This window comes from Butyrivibrio sp. AE2005, from assembly GCF_000686965.1.
Classification (GTDB): Bacteria; Bacillota; Clostridia; order Lachnospirales; family Lachnospiraceae; genus Butyrivibrio; species Butyrivibrio hungatei_A.
Genome location: NZ_JMMD01000017.1, coordinates 72,584 through 93,469, shown reverse-complemented (window position 1 = coordinate 93,469; position 20,886 = coordinate 72,584). Strand labels below are relative to the sequence as shown.

At 40.4% G+C, this 20,886-nt stretch carries 17 protein-coding genes, 1 other RNA gene and 1 pseudogene; 16 read left to right on the top strand and 3 right to left on the bottom strand.

The features are described 5' to 3' along the window. The 8 genes and pseudogenes from DL92_RS19140 to DL92_RS0111990 form a co-directional block, all read left to right on the top strand. Positions 1-307, top strand: a pseudogene (locus tag DL92_RS19140) (transposase); the annotation flags it as partial. A 570-nt stretch (positions 308-877) separates the two neighbouring features. Then, entirely contained in the window at positions 878-1,129 is a 252-nt protein-coding gene (locus DL92_RS19135; RefSeq protein ID WP_051625320.1) for a hypothetical protein, read from the top strand. Between the two features lie 49 nt (positions 1,130-1,178). After that, on the top strand, positions 1,179-1,415 hold the full coding sequence (locus DL92_RS0112015) for a hypothetical protein (RefSeq protein ID WP_026667851.1): 237 nt from the start codon (positions 1,179-1,181) through the stop codon (positions 1,413-1,415). Between the two features lie 87 nt (positions 1,416-1,502). Then, the gene (locus DL92_RS0112010; protein ID WP_026667850.1) at positions 1,503-1,934 is read left to right on the top strand and encodes a hypothetical protein; all 432 of its coding nucleotides are present in this window, start codon (positions 1,503-1,505) and stop codon (positions 1,932-1,934) included. A 61-nt stretch (positions 1,935-1,995) separates the two neighbouring features. Then, positions 1,996-2,115: a class IIb bacteriocin, lactobin A/cerein 7B family gene (locus tag DL92_RS20785; protein ID WP_081816899.1), complete on the top strand. Its 120-nt coding sequence runs from the start codon at positions 1,996-1,998 to the stop codon at positions 2,113-2,115. A gap of 133 nt (positions 2,116-2,248) precedes the next feature. Beyond that, positions 2,249-4,405, top strand: a complete 2,157-nt coding sequence (locus DL92_RS0112000; RefSeq protein WP_034469039.1) for a peptidase domain-containing ABC transporter — start codon at positions 2,249-2,251, stop codon at positions 4,403-4,405. A gap of 3 nt (positions 4,406-4,408) precedes the next feature. Beyond that, positions 4,409-6,739 (top strand): beta-barrel domain-containing protein, encoded by a 2,331-nt coding sequence (locus tag DL92_RS0111995; RefSeq protein WP_026667848.1) that lies wholly within the window; start codon positions 4,409-4,411, stop codon positions 6,737-6,739. Positions 6,740-6,876: 137 nt separating this feature from the next. After that, on the top strand, positions 6,877-7,965 hold the full coding sequence (locus DL92_RS0111990; RefSeq protein ID WP_026667847.1) for a PucR family transcriptional regulator: 1,089 nt from the start codon (positions 6,877-6,879) through the stop codon (positions 7,963-7,965). Positions 7,966-8,009: 44 nt separating this feature from the next. On the opposite strand, the gene ffs is transcribed toward DL92_RS0111990, so the two are convergent. Further along, positions 8,010-8,109, bottom strand: an RNA gene (gene ffs, locus DL92_RS21870) — signal recognition particle sRNA small type. Positions 8,110-8,190: 81 nt separating this feature from the next. Continuing rightward, a complete protein-coding gene (locus DL92_RS0111985) occupies positions 8,191-8,598 on the bottom strand; it encodes an RrF2 family transcriptional regulator (RefSeq protein ID WP_026656419.1) in 408 nt (135 codons plus the stop codon). Positions 8,599-8,743: 145 nt separating this feature from the next. Between DL92_RS0111985 and tadA the strand changes: the two genes are divergently transcribed. The 7 genes from tadA to DL92_RS0111950 all read left to right on the top strand — a co-directional run bounded on the left by tadA (position 8,744) and on the right by DL92_RS0111950 (position 18,634). Then, the gene (gene tadA / locus DL92_RS0111980; RefSeq protein ID WP_420354238.1) at positions 8,744-9,280 is read left to right on the top strand and encodes a tRNA adenosine(34) deaminase TadA; all 537 of its coding nucleotides are present in this window, start codon (positions 8,744-8,746) and stop codon (positions 9,278-9,280) included. Next, on the top strand, positions 9,281-10,870 hold the full coding sequence (locus tag DL92_RS0111975; RefSeq protein WP_026667846.1) for an extracellular solute-binding protein: 1,590 nt from the start codon (positions 9,281-9,283) through the stop codon (positions 10,868-10,870). A 95-nt stretch (positions 10,871-10,965) separates the two neighbouring features. Continuing rightward, positions 10,966-13,257 (top strand): hydratase, encoded by a 2,292-nt coding sequence (locus DL92_RS0111970; protein WP_026667845.1) that lies wholly within the window; start codon positions 10,966-10,968, stop codon positions 13,255-13,257. A 17-nt stretch (positions 13,258-13,274) separates the two neighbouring features. Then, on the top strand, positions 13,275-14,867 hold the full coding sequence (locus tag DL92_RS20340) for a glycoside hydrolase family 9 protein (RefSeq protein ID WP_026667844.1): 1,593 nt from the start codon (positions 13,275-13,277) through the stop codon (positions 14,865-14,867). 71 nt (positions 14,868-14,938) lie between these two features. After that, positions 14,939-15,733, top strand: coding sequence for an alpha/beta fold hydrolase (locus DL92_RS0111960; RefSeq protein WP_026656423.1), 795 nt, complete (start codon positions 14,939-14,941; stop codon positions 15,731-15,733). Between the two features lie 12 nt (positions 15,734-15,745). Next, on the top strand, positions 15,746-17,395 hold the full coding sequence (locus DL92_RS0111955) for a Mur ligase family protein (RefSeq protein WP_051594206.1): 1,650 nt from the start codon (positions 15,746-15,748) through the stop codon (positions 17,393-17,395). 30 nt (positions 17,396-17,425) lie between these two features. Continuing rightward, the gene (locus DL92_RS0111950) at positions 17,426-18,634 is read left to right on the top strand and encodes a D-alanine--D-alanine ligase family protein (RefSeq protein WP_026656425.1); all 1,209 of its coding nucleotides are present in this window, start codon (positions 17,426-17,428) and stop codon (positions 18,632-18,634) included. Between the two features lie 77 nt (positions 18,635-18,711). Here the strand turns inward: DL92_RS0111950 and DL92_RS0111945 are convergent, their stop codons facing one another. Further along, complete coding sequence (locus tag DL92_RS0111945; protein ID WP_026656426.1) at positions 18,712-19,449, bottom strand: lysophospholipid acyltransferase family protein; 738 nt, start codon at positions 19,447-19,449, stop codon at positions 18,712-18,714. Between the two features lie 140 nt (positions 19,450-19,589). On the opposite strand from DL92_RS0111945, the gene DL92_RS0111940 reads away from it, so the two are divergent. Further along, positions 19,590-20,879, top strand: a complete 1,290-nt coding sequence (locus DL92_RS0111940; protein ID WP_026667843.1) for a dihydroorotase — start codon at positions 19,590-19,592, stop codon at positions 20,877-20,879. Positions 20,880-20,886 lie beyond the last annotated feature (7 nt).

Genomic DNA, 20,886 nt, shown 5'->3' with positions numbered 1-20,886 from the left:
CGGAAAGGTCTGCGAAAACTGTCCTTACCTTGAACAATGTACACTTAGCAAGAATCATGTAAAACTGGTAACCCGTCATATCTGGGAAGATTACATGGATGAATGTGATGACATAAGATACACCGAGGGGATGAAAGATCTCTATTCTCACAGGAAGGAGACAATAGAGAGAATCTTTGGGACAGCCAAAGAGAATCATGGATTTAGATATACACAGATGTATGGAAAGGCGCGGATGGAAATGAAGGTCGCGCTTACCTTTGCGTGTATGAATCTAAAAAAGCTTGCAAGAATCAAGCATGAATGGCGGTTAGAAATGGCCTGATAAGGGCTGTTTATGACCATATTTATTATAAAAACGTCATCATAAGATGAAAAATGGCCTTGAGAGCTATGCTCTCAAGACCACTTTGTCTACAGTCTGAAAGGGGCATGCAAATTGCATGCCCCTTTTTTGCTTGCCTGAACTCTTATCATAAATGGAAGAAACACAACTACTAAGCTTACAATAGCATCGAGTAGACTCAATATGCCTATAAAAACCAAACAAATTTTTGCGAGTCAACAAAAAGTTAGATTTATTATAGTAAAACTCTAAAAATGTAATTACTAAATGATGCCGCGATCGTAGAACACACGGGGATTTGTATAATATGCAGGATTTTTTACCAGTCTATATCTTGCTTATAACCCCCCCCATGCAACTGTCGTTCACACAAAAAAACTGTATTTCACACAATTGATATTGCATATTTATTCAGGGGGGGTAGAGTAAGGGAGTCGACGGAATATACAGGCTTGTAGAAAAAAATCAAAAAACAAATGAAGTTATCTGATACAATTCTGTTGATTAGAAAACTTCAGAAAAGGGGTACAAATGGAATTAGTATTGAATGATAGTTTTTTAGAATTATCTTCTGTAGAAACAGAGCTAATTGATGGCGGCAACATTGATTGGGACGGTACAGGAGATGCGATTGCAGTAGGAGCAGGAGCAATTATTGGCCGAGCTGCTGGCGGAGCTGCTGGCATGGCCATTGGTGGTCCTGCTGGCGCAAAAGTTGGAGAAGCTGTAGGGGAAATAGCAGGTGCTGCGGCAGGTCATATGATATACAGAGCTTTTGACTAATTTATGCTGTATGAATAAATAATATATATTTAAGGAGAGGTTAAATAATATGAATAGCTTTTGTGAAATAAGTAATATTGAAGCAATGGAGTGTAATGGTGGTGGACCGGTTTTAGCAGTTGCAGGTGCAATGATTGGAGCTGCACATGCAATGGGTGCAGTAGCTGTAGGAGAAGTTGTAAACGGATGTGACTCAAAAGAACAATTTGCAAAGGATCTATATAAAGGAGCTGTAGCAGGAGGTTTAGCAGGAGGCGCAATCGGACTTGTTGCACCAGGAGTATAATATTTGATTCTGTTGTTTTTTAATATGATTGCCTCAAGGTTTAATTTCTATGCCTTGAGGCAATCATAAAAGATGAAAAGAGGAAGCATGACAACATTAAAATATTTCATTCGCTTTGGAATGATTTTGACAATAATAGCGATATTTGCAACAGTATATGCACTGTTTTGTGCTGATAAAAAATCAATGCTAATCATAGCTATTTCATATATTAGTGGAATAATTATATATGCTGTACCTATGTCGTTAATCGGAGGTGCAACTGCAAAGCCGACACAGGTAAGTATTAGTAAAGGTACAATATCGAAAAATGATCTAATAGCATATATAAAAAAGCAAACAGGGTGGGATATAAAGGAAAAAACTGAAGAAAGTTTAATTTTTTATAAAAAGAAATCAGCGTTTATTTTAAATGATTGGTCAGAGTATAATGTAACTTTGTCATCTGATGAAAAAAATAATTATAAACTGATTGTACCAGCACATATGGTCTCAAAATTTAGTGAATTAAAAAAATGAAATTAAAGGAAAGTATCATTTATTTCTATAATAAACAATTAGGATTTAAGGAGGATAAAAAATGTTTGAGAATGTTTCAAATAATGAATTAATGGAAGTTAATGGAGGTGCAGCGGAGGGAACAGCTGTGGTTGTCGGAGTTTTAGCAGGTATCAAAATCACAGGAAATGTGGCTCACTAGGTTTTAGGATTTATTGAAATGGATGTGGGAACCAACTATTTCAATAAGATGTGATAGAGAGGTATTGTAGGAAGATGCTTTCTACAATATCTTTTTAAAGAATAGCAGATGAAATAAAAAACGGATAGAATTTATGAAATACTATTGTATACGACAGCATGATATAACTGATTGTGGGGCGGCGTGTCTCGCTACTATTTCAAAGCAATATGGATTATCAATATCTATCACCAAGATAAGAGAAGTTGCAGGTACAGACAAAAAGGGTACAAATGCTTTTGGAATTATAAAGGCTGCGCAAGAGCTTGGGTTTACTGCAAAAGCGGTAAAAGGAAATCAGGAGGCATTTTTTTCTGAGCTTCCGCTTCCGGCTATTGCGCATGTTGTGGTAGACGGTAAGCTGCTTCACTATGTGGTTATACAGAAAATCACTAAAAAACAGGTTATAATATCGGATCCGGCAAAAGGACTTAGAAAAGTCACTCCGGAAGAGTTCTTTAAAGAATGGACTGGAGTTCTTATAATGTTAGTTCCTTCCGAAACATTTAAGAAGGGCAAAGATACTAAGAATCTGTTTGAACGTTTCTGGAATTTATTGATTCCCCAGAAGCGTTTAATTTTGGATATTTTTTTGGCATCAATTATCATAACTGTCCTTGGAATTATTGGGGCGTTGTATTTTCAGATTATTATAGATGACATTTTATCAGCGGATATCGTAAAGACTCTTCATATTATATCTATTGGTGTGATTTTGCTTAAACTCTTTGCTACGCTTCTGGCATATATACGTTCACAGCTTCTTATATACCTGGGGCAGAAGCTCGATATTGCTTTACTACTTGGATATTATGACCATGTGTTAAAACTTCCTATGAACTTTTTTGGAACGCGGCGAGTAGGTGAAATTATTTCAAGATTTCAGGATGCCTCATCTATTAGAAACGCTATTTCAAATGCAACGCTTACGATGATGATTGATTCAATAATGGCAGTTGTCGGTGCAGTAATCTTATGCTGTAAGAGCCCGATTCTGTTTTTAATTGCGCTTATCATAGTAGCTTCATATGCAATTTTAGTATTTGCATTTAATAATGGCTATAGAAAAGCAAATGAAAAACAAATGGAAGATAACGCTCAGTTGACGTCGTATTTGGTTGAGTCTCTAAATGGAATACAGACGGTGAAGGCCTTTAATGGAGAATTGGATGTTCAGTTTCAAACAGAATCCAAATTTATTAAACTTCTGAGAAGCATATTTAATCTGGGGCATCTTGGGAATATGCAAAGTGGACTGAAACTTCTGATTTCCTCTATTGGAGAGGTGGCTATTTTGTGGGTTGGCGCTTATAACGTTATAAAAGGTAATATGACAATAGGAAGTCTTGTGTCATTTAACGCACTTCTTATATATTTCATTGACCCGGTAAAAAATATAATAAATCTGCAGCCAACACTTCAGACAGCAATGGTAGCATCAGACAGGCTTGGAGAAATACTTGATCTTGAGCTTGAAAAAGATGAGAGGGAAGAACGAAAAATTGCTCCTTCGACTCTTAAGGGAGATATTGCCATAAATAACCTGTCGTTCAGATATGGGACAAGAAAGCTGATACTTGAAGATTTTTCTATGTATATAGAAAAGGGGCAACGTGTTGCAATAGTTGGTGAAAGCGGTGCCGGAAAATCAACTATCGCCAAAATACTTCTTGGATTTTATCCATATGAGAAAGGAAGCATTACAATCGGGGATTATGCACTTCCTGATATAAGGCTGGACTCGCTCAGAGATAAGATTGCATATGTGCCGCAGGAGACTTTCTTATTCAGTGATTCTATAATGAAAAATCTGACATTCGGGCTTGAAAATCCAGACCCGGAAGAAGTTATAGAAGTTGCCAAGATAGCGAGAGTTCACGAATTTGTGAATGAATTACCGCTTCGATATGAAACCATGCTTGATGAAAATGGCGCTAATCTTTCGGGAGGACAAAGGCAGCGAATTGCAATAGCAAGAGCAATGCTCAAGAAGCCGGATATTCTAATTCTTGATGAAGCAACAAGTAATCTTGACGCAGTTACGGAGAAAGCGATTCAGGAGACGATAAATGCATATAGCCAGGGAATGACAACAATTATAATTGCTCACAGGTTAAGTACGATAAGGAGCTGCGACAGAATTTTTGTTATGGAAAAAGGAAAAATTGTTGAAGAAAATACACACGATGAACTTATGAAGGTCAAGAATGGCTATTATAGAACATTACAGGAATCACAGGTGGGTGCCTGAGTTATGAGAGAAATAGTTTTAGATTTTAATGAGATGTCTGACACGAAAGAAGTATATGGCAGTCGTCCTAATCCTTACTATGCAGTTTTTATTTATGTACTTGTGGGGATATTTGTAATTTCCGGAATTTACAGTTGCTTTGGAAAGATAGAAGTTGTATCGCGTGCAGATGGCATTATAAGACCAAATGACAATGTGGGAACTGTTGCAAGTATTTCTGGAGGGAAGATAACCGAAATCAATTATTCTGATGGTCTTCCTGTGAAGAAGGGAGAGGTGCTTCTTAAACTTGACACAAGTGAAGCACAGATTACGCTGGAGGGTCTGAAAGACAGCGAGAAAGACTTTGATGAAAAGCTTAAAATGAAGAATAGATTTTTACAAGGGGTTCAGAATGGTAAAAATCCGTTCAAATCGGACATTGAGGGGAATGATTATCCATACTATGTTGCATATGAGAAATATGCGATTTCGCAAAAGAACGAGGAATTGAAAACTTCATACAACATTGAACAGGCTAAAATAAATGAAGCAGCTTCATCCGAGATCATAAAAACAAGCAAATATCAGATTGATGGACTTAAGGCTTATGAGAAAAGTATCAGAGAAGGAGTAGACTATACTTCTGATTATCCGGAATATCACAGTATGTATTTATTGTATAACGAGTCTATGAAGAGCATTGATATTGAGCAGAAAGCGAAAAAGGAAGAAGCAAACTTAAGCGCATCGGGAAATGGTAATAAATACAATCTTGAGTATTATAGGCAGATGCTTGAAGAATATCGCTATTTGATAGATTCGATTGAAAGTGGACATTCAGTTTTTCCTGATGGAGATACAAGCAGTGCACGACTTCTGTTTGATGACTATCTTTACACGCTTACCGGGTATAAGAATACTCTGAGTAGTGCAAAGGATACATATGATAAGCTTAAAGAATCAGAGGACAGTGGTGTCGATAATAAAAATATAGAAAATTATCTTTCATACGATTGCAATATGCTGGAAGGATATAAGTTCTTCAGAGATTCAATTAATGAAGATGCGGATCTTTTTGATGAATCTAATGATAGCTATTCATATCATTCTTTATATCTTGATTATATAGAGCAGTTTAATGCACTTAAAAATGAGGTTGAAGATGCACAAAGAAACTACGATGAATGCCTGACTGCACAGCAGATGAATGAAGCAGATGAAAATAACAGTGATAATGAATCGAGCGACAGTCAGGAAAAATCTGAAACTGACATTGAAGCAGATATGAGCCGTTTAAGCCTTCTAAAGGCAGAGCTTGACAGCGCGATTTCTGCCAAGGACAGCTATAAATCAAATAAACTTGCAAGCGCCAATAACACAATAATGCAGATTGAATCTACAATTGCGCAGAAGAAGATAAGTCTTGGCTCAGCAGATAAAGCAAAATCGGAAGTAACAAAGACAAACGTTGACAATGCTTCGGCTACTGTTTCAGCGTTCAAAAGCCAAAAACTTGCAGAATATAAGGCAGAGATTGACAATATCACAAATAAAATTGAAGAGCTCAAAAGGGCAGAAAATTCAACGAAGCCGGCAGAGGCACTTTTGTCAGATATAGATATTGCATATAAGAATAAAAAGGAACAGCAGCATTTAACAACAATTACTCAGATTGATTCTTCGATAAAAACTTTGGAAAGTCAGATTCGTGATGCTGAGTCCACGAAAAGGTTGAATCAGATTACGATTGAGATGTATAAAAACGGAATGTCAGTGGATGGAAAGTATATTTCAGTGAAAGCTACTACAATAGAGCAGTTGTCAGCTTTACTTGATGAAATAGAAGTAATAAATAACAGTATTGATGAGCTGAAAGTAAAAATAAAGCAGGTTAATGAGCAGATAGAACAGGGAACAATTGTTGCATCCTGCGATGGTATTTTTAATGCTTCAGGTGAGCATGCTGTTGGAGATATTCTTTCGGCAGGTACTGCTGTAGGAACTGTAATTCCTGGTGGAGAGAGTGAATTTAAGGTTCAGATGTATGTGGATAATTCATCTATAGGAAATCTGGAGGTCGGAGATAAGGTCAAATACAATATTGTAGCGCTTCCAAGTAACGAATATGGTGTAGTTGATGGCGTTATAACCGGTATTTCAAAAGATACAATAATGAATAATACCGGATATTCAGGATATTTCTTGGTTGAAGGAACAATTGATAAAGTAAAATTGGTTGACCACAACGGCAATAACGGAGATGTTGCAATTGGCATGCAAGTAGATGCCAAGATTGTCACAGAAGAAAAAAGCATAATACGTTATCTTTTAGAAAAAATTAATTTATTCTGATTTTTAATCCGGACAAGAGCTAAAGCTTGTCCGGATTTGTTGCTATACGGATAAAGTGCATAGTTATTTTGTGTGATATACTATGATATAGGAAAGTGGAGATATAAACCCGAAACTAAGTAATACGAGGTGAGAGCATGATTTCAGCGCAGACGATTAAAGGAAGTATAAGTGAACTTGGAGCTATAACCAAAGTGGATTTATGTGTTATGGATTTAAACGGAGAAACTGTGGCAACCTCGGGCGAAGTTGGGGTCTCGGATATTTCTATAATTACTGATTTTGCAGCATCTCCGGTTGATTCGCAGGTTATTGGTGATGTACATCTTTTTAAAGTAATGGATGATGGCGAACCACTTTACATCGTTCTTTCAAAAGGCGACAATGAGCAGGCATATATGGTGGGAAAGATTGCGGTGAGCCAGCTTCAGGCTCTTGTTCTTGCATATAAGGAAAGATTTGACAGGAATAATTTTTTCCAAAATCTCCTTCTTGATAACATGCTCATGATCGACGTGTATAACAGGGCAAGAAAGCTTAAGATAGAGGTAACTGCTCCAAGAACGATAATTCTTGTTGAGACCGGACGTACGAAAGATAACAGCGCCAGAGAGCTCCTTACAAGTATGTTCGCGCCGACTTCCGGTGACTATGTTACGGCGGTGGATGAGAATAGCATAATTATCGTAAAGTCTTTGGGTAAGAATGAGTCATATGATGATGTAAATAAGATTGCGACAACTATAGTGGATATGATGAATACAGAGGCTCTTTTAAATGTAAGAGTTGCGTATGGAACCATAGTTGAAGAGATACGCGATCTCAGTAAATCATTCAAAGAAGCAAAGATGGCGCTCGAAGTCGGAAGAATCTTCAATGCCGAGTGCAGGGCAAACGGATATAATACGCTCGGAATAGGAAGACTTATATATCAGCTTCCCGAGAGCCTTTGTAAGATGTTTATAGATGAAATATTTGAGGATAAGGAAGTACCCAGTAATCTCGATGAAGAGACTTTGAATACTATTTCGAAGTTTTTTGAGAATAACCTCAATGTGTCTGAGACTTCAAGACAGCTTTTTGTGCATAGAAATACTCTTGTGTACAGGATTGAGAAGCTTGAAAAGAGCTGTGGACTTGATGTGAGAAAATTCGATGATGCGCTTACCTTCAAGATCGCACTCATGGTCCTTAATTACATGAAATATCTTAAGGAAAGAGAATAAAAGAAAGCGGTCCTGTGAGGGATACATGCACGTTGACTTCCGACGCAGCGCAGGCGACCTTACAACACATGAAAGGTTCTGCTTAGTGCTGCTTCGTTCCCGACCTGACACGGTTCGCAGATTTTCATTGCATAAGACCCACGCTTGTACAAAAGGACTGCTACATGCACCCTTCACAAGACCGCTTTGATTACTATACTTTTTTTTGACCGTAATGTCAATTTGTTATTGCTGGATAAGATCCTTAAGGGTGTAGCTGTCGATGTATTTGTTTACGACTTCGTCCAGTCCTTTCCAGAAGTTAACAGAATTGCATGAATCGGTCCTGGGGCACATAACCCCGTTTTCATATGCGACGCATTCAACGGGCGTGAGATTTCCTTCAACTGTTCTGAGTACGTCACCGATATTATATTCCTCGGAGGGCTTGGAAAGACGGTATCCGCCGTTACTTCCACGCATGCTGTTGAGGTATCCTGCTCTATTTAAGGTCGAAACAATTTGTTCCAGATATTTTACAGGTATGTTTTGTCTCTGAGAAATGTCTTTAAGTGAAATGAAATTGTCGTTACCGAAGCTGGCAAGATCTATCATTACTCTCAAAGCGTATCTTCCCTTTGTGGATATTCGCATAAAAAACCCCTTTTTATAGATAATTTGGTATAATATAGTGATATAATGTAGAATTGCAAAAATGACTTAAGTCATGAAGTAATTCGTATATCATATATTAACAGAATTACTACCATTTCGCTAGGAAAGAAGTATATTTATGAAAATGCAGCCAAAATCCGCAGGTGTGAACATGGAAAACTGCACTGAGGATGAGCTTAAAGATATCAAGTACATGAGAGCCGCCATTAATCAGGCGAAGAAAGCGTTTGCGCTTGGAGAAGTTCCGATAGGATGCGTAATAGTTTATGAAGACAAGATAATCGGACGAGGATATAACAGGCGCAACACAGACAAAACACCGCTCGCACATGCGGAAATAACCGCTATACGCAAGGCGGGAAAGGTGATAAAAGATTGGAGACTTGAGGGATGTAAGTTGTATGTTACTTTGGAGCCGTGTCAGATGTGCGCGGGAGCCATAGTACAGGCAAGAATACCCGAAATCGTTATGGCAGCGGAGAATCCCAAGGCGGGATGCGCCGGATCGGTCATGAATATTTTGAACAATCCGGATTTCAATCATCAGGTTGTTGTGAAAAAAGGCGTATTGGAAGAGGAATGCAGTAAACTGCTGAAAGATTTTTTTATAGAGCTGAGAGCAAGAAATAAAGCTGAGAAAGAGCAGAAAGGAAATCTTTAAGTGAAAAGGAAGATTCTCGCGCTGGTTATGACAGCGGTAATGACAATTAGTACAGTAGGCTGTGGAAACAGTAGAAAAGTAGTTTCGGATTTTCAATACCGTAATATAGATGTTTCAGGCCCTCCGGTTACAATTACTTATCTGACTATAGGAGATAAGCCCATAAACGGAATGACCGAGAAGGTTTTGGACAGACTTAACGAGCTTCTTTTAAAGAAGGTAAATGCGAAGCTGGATATCTATTATATTGGCTGGAACGATTATCTGGAAAATTATAACAAGACGCTTAGTTTGGGAAACGTTAATGTAGATCTTATCGCTGCGGGAAGTGACTGGCTTGACGCATGGCCTAACGCGGCTAAGGGATATTTTTTACCCCTTTCTGAAGATATGCTTAGAACATATTGTCCGCAGACATATAAATATGTGTCATCCATGGACTGGAGTTGCTGCACTTATGAAGGAAAGATATATTTTATTCCGGAAAATGAGTATACCCAGTGGATAAACTATGGTTTTGTTTACAGATTGGATGATGTAAAAAATGTAGAGAAAGCAAAGAGTAACGATCTCGGAAGAGATTTCAACATAGGTGAGATACAGGACTGGGATACGCTTGATGCATTTTTTACGCTCTATAGAGAGCAGAATCCCGAGAAGCTTTTCTGGGATGCTGACGGAAAAGAAACAAAGCAGGCTCTTGGATATATCATGTCCGAAAGTAATTATATTCCTATATATGAGCTTGGCGAATACGGAGTGTGGGGCATTTTTAAGAATGCGCAGAGTCAGATAGTTTCACCTTATATGTCGGGTAATTATCTTATTAACTATGCCAAGCTCATGAAGAAATGGAATGAAATGGGCGTATGGAGAAGTGATTTTTCGGATTACAAGGATAACTATGAGGCTTTCTATAACGGAGATACCTCGGTTGTTCTTGCGACTACAGAGGACTATTACACTACGATAAAGCCCAATATGGAAATTTATCAGCCTGAGGCAAAGCTTAAGTTCTTCTGGTTTGGAAAAGAAAATCTATTAAAGACTAGTATTTTGCACGGAGCAATGGCAATCTCATCAAAGTCAAAGAATCCTGAGAGAGCTCTTATGGTGTACGATATCTTAAGAAATGATGTGGAGTGCTACAGACTTATAAGATACGGAATTGAAGGTGTGCAGTACCAGATAAATCCCAAAGACATGCTTGAGAGACCTAACGGATATAATGACGAAAAAGATGGAATAACAACCAACTTCTGGTGGGGAAGAAGAGATTCCTATGAAAAAGCAGACTCGAACTATGCCTGGGATGATTATAACGAACTTAAGTCAGAGTATAACAAGATTGCAATAGACTATCCTTGGGACAGATACCGATTTATGACGACCAATATCAACAATACGATAGAAGCAGTCACCAAGGTGTGCGATAAATATATTCCTGAGATCACGTATGGCAGATATGAAGGAACTCCGGAGGCTGAGGTCAATGAATTCAGGACTGCTCTACAGGCCGCGGGAGTAGATGAGGTAAAAACATATCTGCAGAATATTTATGATGCCGATAAGGATAAGAACGGACATTAATAAATATCATACAAAGAAGACGAAAACTATGATAAAATAACGCCTGTAAATTGTATACATGTATAGCGTAGTAAAAATGGGTAGGAGGAATGGTAATGGTAACAACACTTGAACATGGGTGTTATCTCATAAACGGTAACACTGTAGTGCCTGATAATGCAGAGGCTGCAGCGGTTCTCGCATCTAACGGTGTATCAGAGGATGCGGCAAAGAGTGCGAAAGAGAACACAATAGCATACGGAATACTTAAAGAGCATAATACTTCCGGAAACATGGAAAAGTTATGCGTTAAGTTTGATAAACTTACTTCACATGATATTACATATGTCGGAATCATTCAGACAGCAAGGGCATCGGGACTTGAGAAATTCCCTATTCCCTATGTACTTACAAACTGCCACAATTCACTTTGTGCGGTTGGCGGAACAATTAACGAAGACGATCATGTATTTGGTCTTACAGCTGCTCAGAAGTATGGCGGAATCTATGTACCCCCTCATCAGGCGGTTATCCACCAGTTTGCAAGAGAGATGCTTGCAGCAGGCGGAAGCATGATTCTTGGATCTGATTCACATACAAGATACGGTGCTCTCGGAACAATGGCTATCGGAGAAGGTGGCCCCGAGCTTGTTAAGCAGCTTCTTGGACAGACTTATGATGTTGATATGCCGGGAGTTGTAGCAATTTATCTTGAGGGTGAGCCTAAGAAGGGCGTAGGACCTCAGGACGTTGCACTTGCAATCATCGGAGAAGTATTCGGAAGCGGTTACGTAAAGAATAAAGTAATGGAATTTGTCGGACCCGGTGTTGAGAAGCTCAGTGCTGATTTCAGGATCGGTGTTGATGTTATGACAACAGAGACAACATGTCTTTCATCAATCTGGCAGACAGACGATACGATCAAAGAGTTCTATGAGATCCACGGAAGAGTCGGTGATTACAAAGAACTTAAGCCCGGAAAGGTTGCTTACTATGACGGTCTTGTTAAGGTTGACCTCAGCTCGATCAATCCTATGATCGCTATGCCTTTCCATCCAAGTAACGTATATGAGATCGCAGAGGTTAATCGCAATGCTGCCGATATTCTTGCAGATGTTGAGAAGAGAGCAAGAGTAAGCTTTGGTGACAGCATTGAGTATTCACTTCAGGATAAGCTCAAAGACGGCAAGTTCATTGTTGAGCAGGGAATAATCGCAGGTTGCGCAGGCGGTGGATTTGAGAACATTTGCGCAGCAGCAGATATCCTTAAGGGACACTATATCGGAAACGACAGATTTACACTCAGTGTATATCCTGCTTCAACACCTATCTTTATGGAAGTTGTTAAGAACGGCGCAGCTGCTGCAATTCTTGAGACAGGAGCAATCCTTAAGACAGCATTCTGCGGACCTTGCTTCGGTGCAGGTGATACTCCCGCAAACAATGCGTTCAGTATCAGACATTCAACAAGAAACTTCCCTAACCGTGAAGGCTCTAAGGTTCAGAACGGCCAGGTTGCTTCAGTTGCACTTATGGATGCAAGATCTATCGCAGCAACAGCAGCTAATCAGGGTGTTCTTACACCTGCAACAGAGTTTGACGGAGAACTCAAGAAATACAAGTATCACTTTGACAGTGAGATCTATAAGAACCGTGTATTTGATTCACATGGAGTTGCAGATCCTTCCGTTGAGCTTCAGCTTGGCCCCAACATCAAGGATTGGCCTAAGATGTCAGAACTTCCTGAGAACATGGTACTCAGAGTTGTATCAGAGATCCATGATCCTGTAACAACAACTGATGAGCTCATCCCTTCAGGAGAGACTTCATCTTACAGATCAAATCCTCTCGGACTTGCTGAGTTTACATTATCAAGAAAAGATCCTGCATATGTAGGACTTGCAAAAGAAGTTCGTGCGGCACAGGATGCTCTTGTAGAGGGCAAAGATCCCATTGCGGCATGGGGCGAGCTTAAGGGCGTAATGGATGTGATCGGTAAGAAGTTCAGCGGTGTTAATAATGACAACGTTGGATTCGGATCAACAATCTTTGCTGTAAAGCCGGGTGACGGATCTGCCAGAGAGCAGGCTGCATCATGTCAGAAGGTTCTTGGCGGATGGGCTAACATTGCCAATGAATACGCAACAAAGAGATATCGTTCAAACCTTATTAACTGGGGTATGCTTCCTTTTGTTATTGAAGAGGGTGAACTTCCTTTCAAGAACAAAGACTACATCTTCCTTCCCGGAATCAGAGATGCGGTTAAGAATAAGGATGAAGTTATTAAGGCATATGCTGTTGCAGGGGACAGCATGACTAAGTTTGAACTTAAGCTTGGTAATCTCACCGATGACGAAAGACAGATAATTCTTGACGGTTGCCTTATAAACTACAACAGAGTTAAATAAAAGGGACTGGTATTGGTATGTTTTCTGTTATGAGGCGGAAAAACAGAATAATTGCGGCAGTGCTGACACTGTCGCTTATTGGAAGCGTCGCAGGCTGCGGCGCTTCTTCTGCTGAAAAACAGGTTGATATGGTCGAGGCAGGTTCAAAAGGCCCGGAAAACGGAGGAGGCGGTGATTACAGCGTTCCTAATCAGATCCCGAGCGTCCTTGCCGACCAGGTCGGATATAAGACAGACTCGGTTAAAACAGTTATATTACACGGAAAGAAGCTCCCAAAGACATTCAGTATAAAGGAGCTTGGAACAAAAGAAGAAAAATACATTGGAGATGTGGTCAAGTCTGTCTATAACGAAGAGACAAAAGAATTTACCGGCATAGGATACTTTACAGATCTGAAGGAAGAAGGAACCTATTATGCATGCGCGGATATAATCGGAGAATCATATTCTTTTACCGTATCGGAAGATGTGTACGCGAACGTATTTAATGAGGCGTGCAAAAAATACTACATTAACAGGTGCGGAATGTCATTGTCCGAAGAATATGCGGGTGAAAATGCGCACAGTGCCTGTCACACTACACCTGCTCATCTTCAGGAACATCCTGAAACAGAGATAGATGTTACGGGCGGATGGCACATGGACGAGCAGGCTGACAGAGATACGACGGTCGGATGTAAGGTTGCGGAGAATCTTCTTCTTGCTTATGAGATGAACGAAGCGGCTTTTACTGATGAAGCGGGAATTCCCGAGAGCGGAAACGGTATACCTGATATTCTTGATGAGGTTAGGTATGAAGTTGAATGGCTTTTAAAGATGCAGGATGCAAAGACAGGAGGAGAGTACGGTGCGGCGCTTACCGACAGTTCGGGTGGCGGAGATGTAATGACATACCCTGTCACAGTTACACCGGTTTCTATGGATGCGACGATAAATTTTGCATCGGTGCTTGCCAAATTCAGCTATATCTATCAGAAGTATGACGGCGAATTTGCGACAACATGCCTTAAAGCAGCGGACAGAGCGTGGAGCTGCTATTTTAACAACCAGAAGGCGCAGGACAGCACCACGGTATTTAAGGCTGCGGCAGAACTATACAGAGCAACGGGAAACTCAGGGTACGTGACAGTTCTTGAGGATTACTTTGGCAGAACTAATTTTGACCGGATTTTCAATACGGATGAGAATATACTGATCGGTTCGGTGACATATCTTTCTACAAGTCAGCAGGTTGACGTTGCAAGATGTGAGTACCTTATGAAGCTTCTAATGAAGCGTTCTGAGGATATTGCGCAGAAGGCAGGACAATCGGCCTATCTGGTAACAAAGACCGATGAGAAGGCTTTTGATGAGCTTTTGGATGATATGAGATGTCTTACCATAACCGACCATATAATATATAACCATGAGTACACTACTATCATAGAGAACCATGCGCATTTTTTGATGGGTATGAATCCGGGAGCCGTTAATTACGTTACGGATGCAACGGAGAGGACTTATGCAGATGAAGCAGGAGTCGGAATCCTGAACGATCCGCAGGCTGATGCGCTGTTAGTATTTATGCTCAGTGTGCTTGAAAAAAGGGAGAGGAATAGCACTTCGATATAGAGCATTTTTTGCAATGTTTTTGCAAACTGTGGGATTTGCATGGGCAGAATCATGGTGCTATAGTTAACCAAATGAATGTTAATATAAACGGACTAAATATAAACTACATAGATGAAGGAACAGGACCTTTACTTGTTATGCTTCACGGATGGGGCTCCAACATAGATCTTTTTGCGGGGGTTATTAATTTTGCAAAAAGAGGCTATCATGTTGTTGCAATGGATATGCCCGGCTTTGGAAAAAGCGATGAGCCCAAAGAACCCATGAGCGTTGAAGATTTCATGAATTTCGTGATCGACTTTATAAAGACTCTTTATCCCGATGATAAAGAAGTGATCTTCCTCGGTCATTCCATGGGCGGAAGAATAATAATAAAACTTGCTTCCGGAATAAATGAGGGCAAGCTTTCTCCGGGATTTACGATCCCTAAGATCGTACTTACAGATTCAGCCGGAGTTATTCCCGTTAAGACCAAGGCTCAGGTAAAGAGGTCAAGAAGATACAAGTTCTATAAGAATTTCATCACAAAGAGCGGATTGCTTAAGCTTGATCCGAAAGCACTTGATAAGCTTCAGAAGAAGTTTGGAAGTGCGGATTATGCAGCGGCATCTCCTGTAATGCGAAAGAGCCTTGTAATGGCGGTAAATGAGGATATGGTTCCGAGCATGCCGTCAGTTACGCAGCCGGTTCTTCTTATCTGGGGTGATAAGGATACGGCTACACCGTTATCTGACGGACAAAAGATGGAAGAACTTATGCCTGAGGCGGGACTTGCGGTCATAGAGGGAGCAGGTCATTACTCATTTCTTGATAATCTCTATGTATATAACAAGATTCTGGGAAGCTTTCTTGGAATCAAGAATTAAGGAGAGGGATATTTGGGAGCGATACTTATATTATTTATCATAGTATATCTTTGCGCTGCGGTATTGGGGCTTCGTTACTACACGCACATGCTTCAGTTATCGAGCTATCAGTTTCAGGGGTATTTTAGATTTTTAAAGACCACTGTTACTAAATACGGACTTCATGCAGGTGCGGCTGCGGCTATCTTCGGTGCGGGATTTTTTGAATATGCGGAAGCTCTGGAAGAGACCGATATGAACAAGATAGCGGGAGGGCTGTTTGTTCTTGCTATCGTTTTTCTGGCGCTTATGGCGGTTATGTATATTCCCAAGAAGGCGAAGAAAAAGTTTGTAGTTACACAAAGGGTTCAGAGATTATTTGTAACCTATGCCGTTCTGTTAGTGATCGTGGCACTTATAGCAGGTATCTGCGTGGCTTTCGGTGCTGATTGGAGCGCAGGTAAGCATGCGGTTGCTGCATTTTTTGTTGCGGCTTATATAGGTTGTCTGCCTCTTGTAGTTGCACTTTCAAATCTTATTAACAAACCTGTCGAGAAGAGGATAAATCAGTGGTTTATCGATGATGCGAAAAGAATTCTTAAAGAGCATCAGGGACTTAGAATAATCGGTGTTACGGGAAGTTACGGTAAGACAAGCGTTAAATATTATCTGACAACACTTCTTTCAGAAAAATACAGAGTTTTGATGACTCCCGAGAGCTATAACACTCCGATGGGAATTGTCAGGACTATCAGAGAGAAGATGGTTCCCACACATGAGATATTTGTTTGCGAGATGGGAGCAAGACATCTTCATGATATAAAAGAGATAACGGATATTGTTCATCCGGATGATGGTATACTTACATCAATAGGTTACCAGCATCTTGAGACGTTCCATTCACTTGAGAATATCGTCAGCACCAAGTATGAACTTCTTGATGCGGTTGACGAGAAGGAAAAGGCAGAGGGCGCAGCAAAGGGTAAGCACCTTAAGTTTGCAAACGGTGACAATGAGATAGTCATGGCAAACATGAAATATAAGGATGCCATAACTTACGGTGTTTCAGAAGGATGCGATTACAGGGTTTCCGATATTTCCGTTACGGGAGCGGGAACGACATTTAATGTGACTACACCTGAGGGCGAGACTTCTGAATTCAGTACGAAGCTCGTCGGAAGACATAACGTGGAAAATATTGCGGGTGCTATCGCAGTTGCGGCAAGCTTCGGAGTTCCGATGAACAAGCTTCGCATGGCGGTAAGAAGAATACAGCCCGTTCCACACAGACTTGAACTTGTAAGACACGGCGCTGTTTCAATACTTGATGATGCGTATAACTCCAATCCTAACGGAGCGAAAGTTGCGCTTGAGACACTTGCTCTTTTTGAGAACTCGGTAAAGATACTTGTAACACCCGGGATGGTAGAACTCGGGGCAAAAGAGGATGAGTACAACGAAGAGTTCGGAAGACAGGCTGCAGGCGTTTGCGACTACATCATACTTGTAGGTGAGAAGCAGACTCATGCGATCAAAAAGGGAGCACTTGGTGCAGGATTTGCAGAGGATAAGCTCTTTGTAAAGAGCAGCCTCACGGAAGCTACACAGCTTATGTACGAGCTTGAAGCGGGAAGAGAAAAAGTAATACTTCTTGAGAATGATCTTCCCGATAACTATACATGATCAAAAAAGAAATTATGAAAGAGGGATACTATGAAGCTTAAAGTTGCGGTTTTATTCGGCGGAAAAAGTACAGAGCATGAGATTTCAATTATCTCTGCGATTCAGGCAATAGGACATATCAATAAGGAAAAATACGATGTTGTGCCTGTTTACATCACAAAAAACAACGACTTCTATGTTGGAGATGACATCGATAAGATTGAGGAGTACACTCACATTAACCAGCTCCTTGCCAAGAGCACACAGGTTGTATGGGTAAAAGAGAATGACAAGGTTAATCTTGTAAGATATCCTATGAAGAAATTCGGAAATAACGTTATGACTCAGGTTGACGTTGCATTCCCCATCGTTCACGGAACAAACGTGGAAGACGGAACACTTCAGGGATTCCTTGCAACACTCGGTCTCCCCGTTGTAGGATGTGATGTTCTTTCATCCGCGGTCGGAATGAACAAATATGTAATGAAGACTGTTCTTAAGGACAATGATATTCCTGTTCTTGATTGCAAATGCTATACATGGAAAGACTATGAGGACGTTGACGCGCTTGTAGCAAAGATCGAGGGAACATTTGAGTATCCCGTTATCATAAAGCCTCTTAACCTTGGTTCAAGTATCGGAATCAAGAAAGCATCTGACAGAGCATCTCTTCTTGAAGCTCTAGATCTTGGATTTGAGTTCTCCAAGAAGATTCTTGTTGAGCACGCTATTTCTAAGCTTAAAGAGATTAACTGCTCGGTTCTCGGCGATTATGAGTCAGCTGAGGCATCTGAGTGTGAAGAGCCTATCAACTCAGATGATATTCTTAGTTTTGAAGATAAGTATATCGGTGGTGGATCAAAGGGATCCGCTAAGGGCGCAAAGTCAGGCGGAAGCAAGGGAATGGCTTCTCTTAAGAGAAAGATTCCTGCAGACATTTCTGATGAGATGCGTGACAAAATCAGAAAGATGGCTGTAGATGCGTTCATCGCGCTAGGCTGTTCGGGAGTTTCAAGAATCGACTTCATGATTGATATGGAGACTAATAACGTATATTTCAATGAGATTAATACAATTCCGGGATCGCTTTCATTCTATCTTTGGGAGCCCCTTGGAATGAAATATGAGCATCTTTTGGACAACATGATCCAGCTTGCACTCAAGGCTGACAGAGAGAATCACAAGGTTGTTTATTCTTTCGAGACAAACGTACTTGAGGGCGTAAAGCTTGGCGGAGGTTCCAAGGGAAGCAAAGGCTGATAAATAAAAATAAACCGCTGTAACATGGTAACATGCTACAGCGGTTTTTCTCTAATCAAATATTGATTTATAATAGATTACAGAGGAAGTTTTTCGTTTTTAATGTAAGTTTCTTCGATGATATTTTTCACATAGCTGTCGATATTTCTCTGATCTTCCTTATCAAGTTCACTGATGACAACGGGTTTACAATACTCGATAACAACGTGAGTAGGTTTGATAAAAGGAATGTGATTTTCGAAAATGTCACGCGAGTGGTTGATTACCATAGGAACAATGGGACATCCTGATTTCTGGGCAATCTTAAAGCTTCCTTTGTGGAAATCGAGCATAGGAGCGTCAGTGCTGTTTCTTGTTCCTTCGGGGAAGATACACATTGAAATGCCGCTCTTAACTTTTTCGATAGCTGCAAGTACCATCTCGAGACCTTTTCTGATATCAGATCTGTCGAGGAACAGACAATCGAGGAAGATCATCCAGTAGCCAAGAATGGGAATCTTTTTGATGACATCTTTTGAAATATAACCCGTAGGTCTGGGAACTCTGGGGTAAGTAACTACGATATCAAAGTAGCTTCTGTGATTTCCGACATACAAAACGGAACGATCCTTGGGGACATTTTCTTCGCCGATAACGGTAACTTTTATGCCGCATATCAGCATAACGGTGTTAAATGCAAAACCGACGATTTTTAAAGAAGCTGTTTTGACAGCGTAAGGATTGGATTTTTTGATTATCAAAAGAACAAGCTGAATCGGGATACTCACAATCAGGAATATCACGATGAATAGTATTGCAGCGATAAAACGTATCATAAAATGTAAAACCTCGTTTCTATAAATGATTCTCTGATTCAAAACATATTTTACCATATAATTTAATGCCATTATTATTTATTTTGTCGTATAATGGGGCAGAGTAATATGCAAAACAAAAGCAGCCGAGGAGAAATGTAATGCTGATTATTAAGAATGGATACCTTATCGAGCCCGAATCAGGCTATGAAGGATATAAAGATATAATAATAAATGGTACAAAAATTGTGGATATTGTGGATAAAGATTGTGTAAAAGTGGAAAAACTTTTGCAGGATACCGCAAATCAAGTGATAGATGCAGACGGAAAAATAGTAACGGCGGGACTTGTTGACGGACATGTTCACTTCAGGGACCCCGGATTTACGTATAAAGAAGATATAGAGACAGGAGCGAGAGCTTCGGCAAGAGGCGGATTTACATCGGTTGTCATGATGGGAAATACCAATCCGCATATGGATAATGTCGAGACAATAAAGTATGCTCTTGATAAGGGCAAGAAAACGGGAATCAACGTGTATACCTGCGCAAATGTGACCATGAACATGGAGGGAAAAGAGCAGGTGGATATGGAAAAGCTGCTTGATGCAGGAGCAGTTCTTTTTACAGATGACGGAAAACCCATAACCGATGAGAAGATAATGGAGGCTGTTTGTAAAAAAGCTGCGGTACTTGATAAAGTTGTTAGTCTCCACGAAGAAGATCCTAAGTTTATTACAGACAACGGAATCAATGCGGGCGCTGTTGCAGGGAAGCTTGGAATCACAGGCTCACCCAGAGAAGCAGAGATTTCAATGGTGAAAAGAGATATTGAGATAGCTGAGAGGACGGGGGCAAAGATAACCGTGCAGCATATAAGCGCAGCTGAGTCAGTCGATCTTATAAGACAGGCCCAAAAGAGAGGCGTGAAAGTTTATGCCGAGGCAACTCCGCATCATTTCACACTTACGGAGGATGCGGTTTTAAAGCACGGAACTTTGGCAAAAATGAATCCTCCGCTCAGACTTGAGTCTGACAGACTTGCAATAATCGAGGGCCTTAAGGATGGCACGATAGAGATGATCGCTACCGATCATGCGCCTCATTCAAAGGAAGAGAAGGATAAGCCGATAAAAGAGGCTCCGAGTGGAATAACCGGAATAGAAACATCTCTTTTGCTGGGAATAAGAGAAATTGTCGACAAGGGATATATGACGCTTTCTGAGCTGTTAAAGCGCATGACAATCTGCCCTGCCAAGATCTACGGTCTGGATGCGGGAAGTGTGAAAGTCGGAGGAAAGGCAGACCTTGTGATATTTGACAATAAGACAGAGTGGGTGTTTGATAAGACATATTCAAAGGCCTCAAATACACCGTTCTTGGGAGAGAAATTCCCGGCGCGTGTTTTATATACAATATGCTGTGGAAAAATGGTATATGAAGCAGATTGATAAAGGA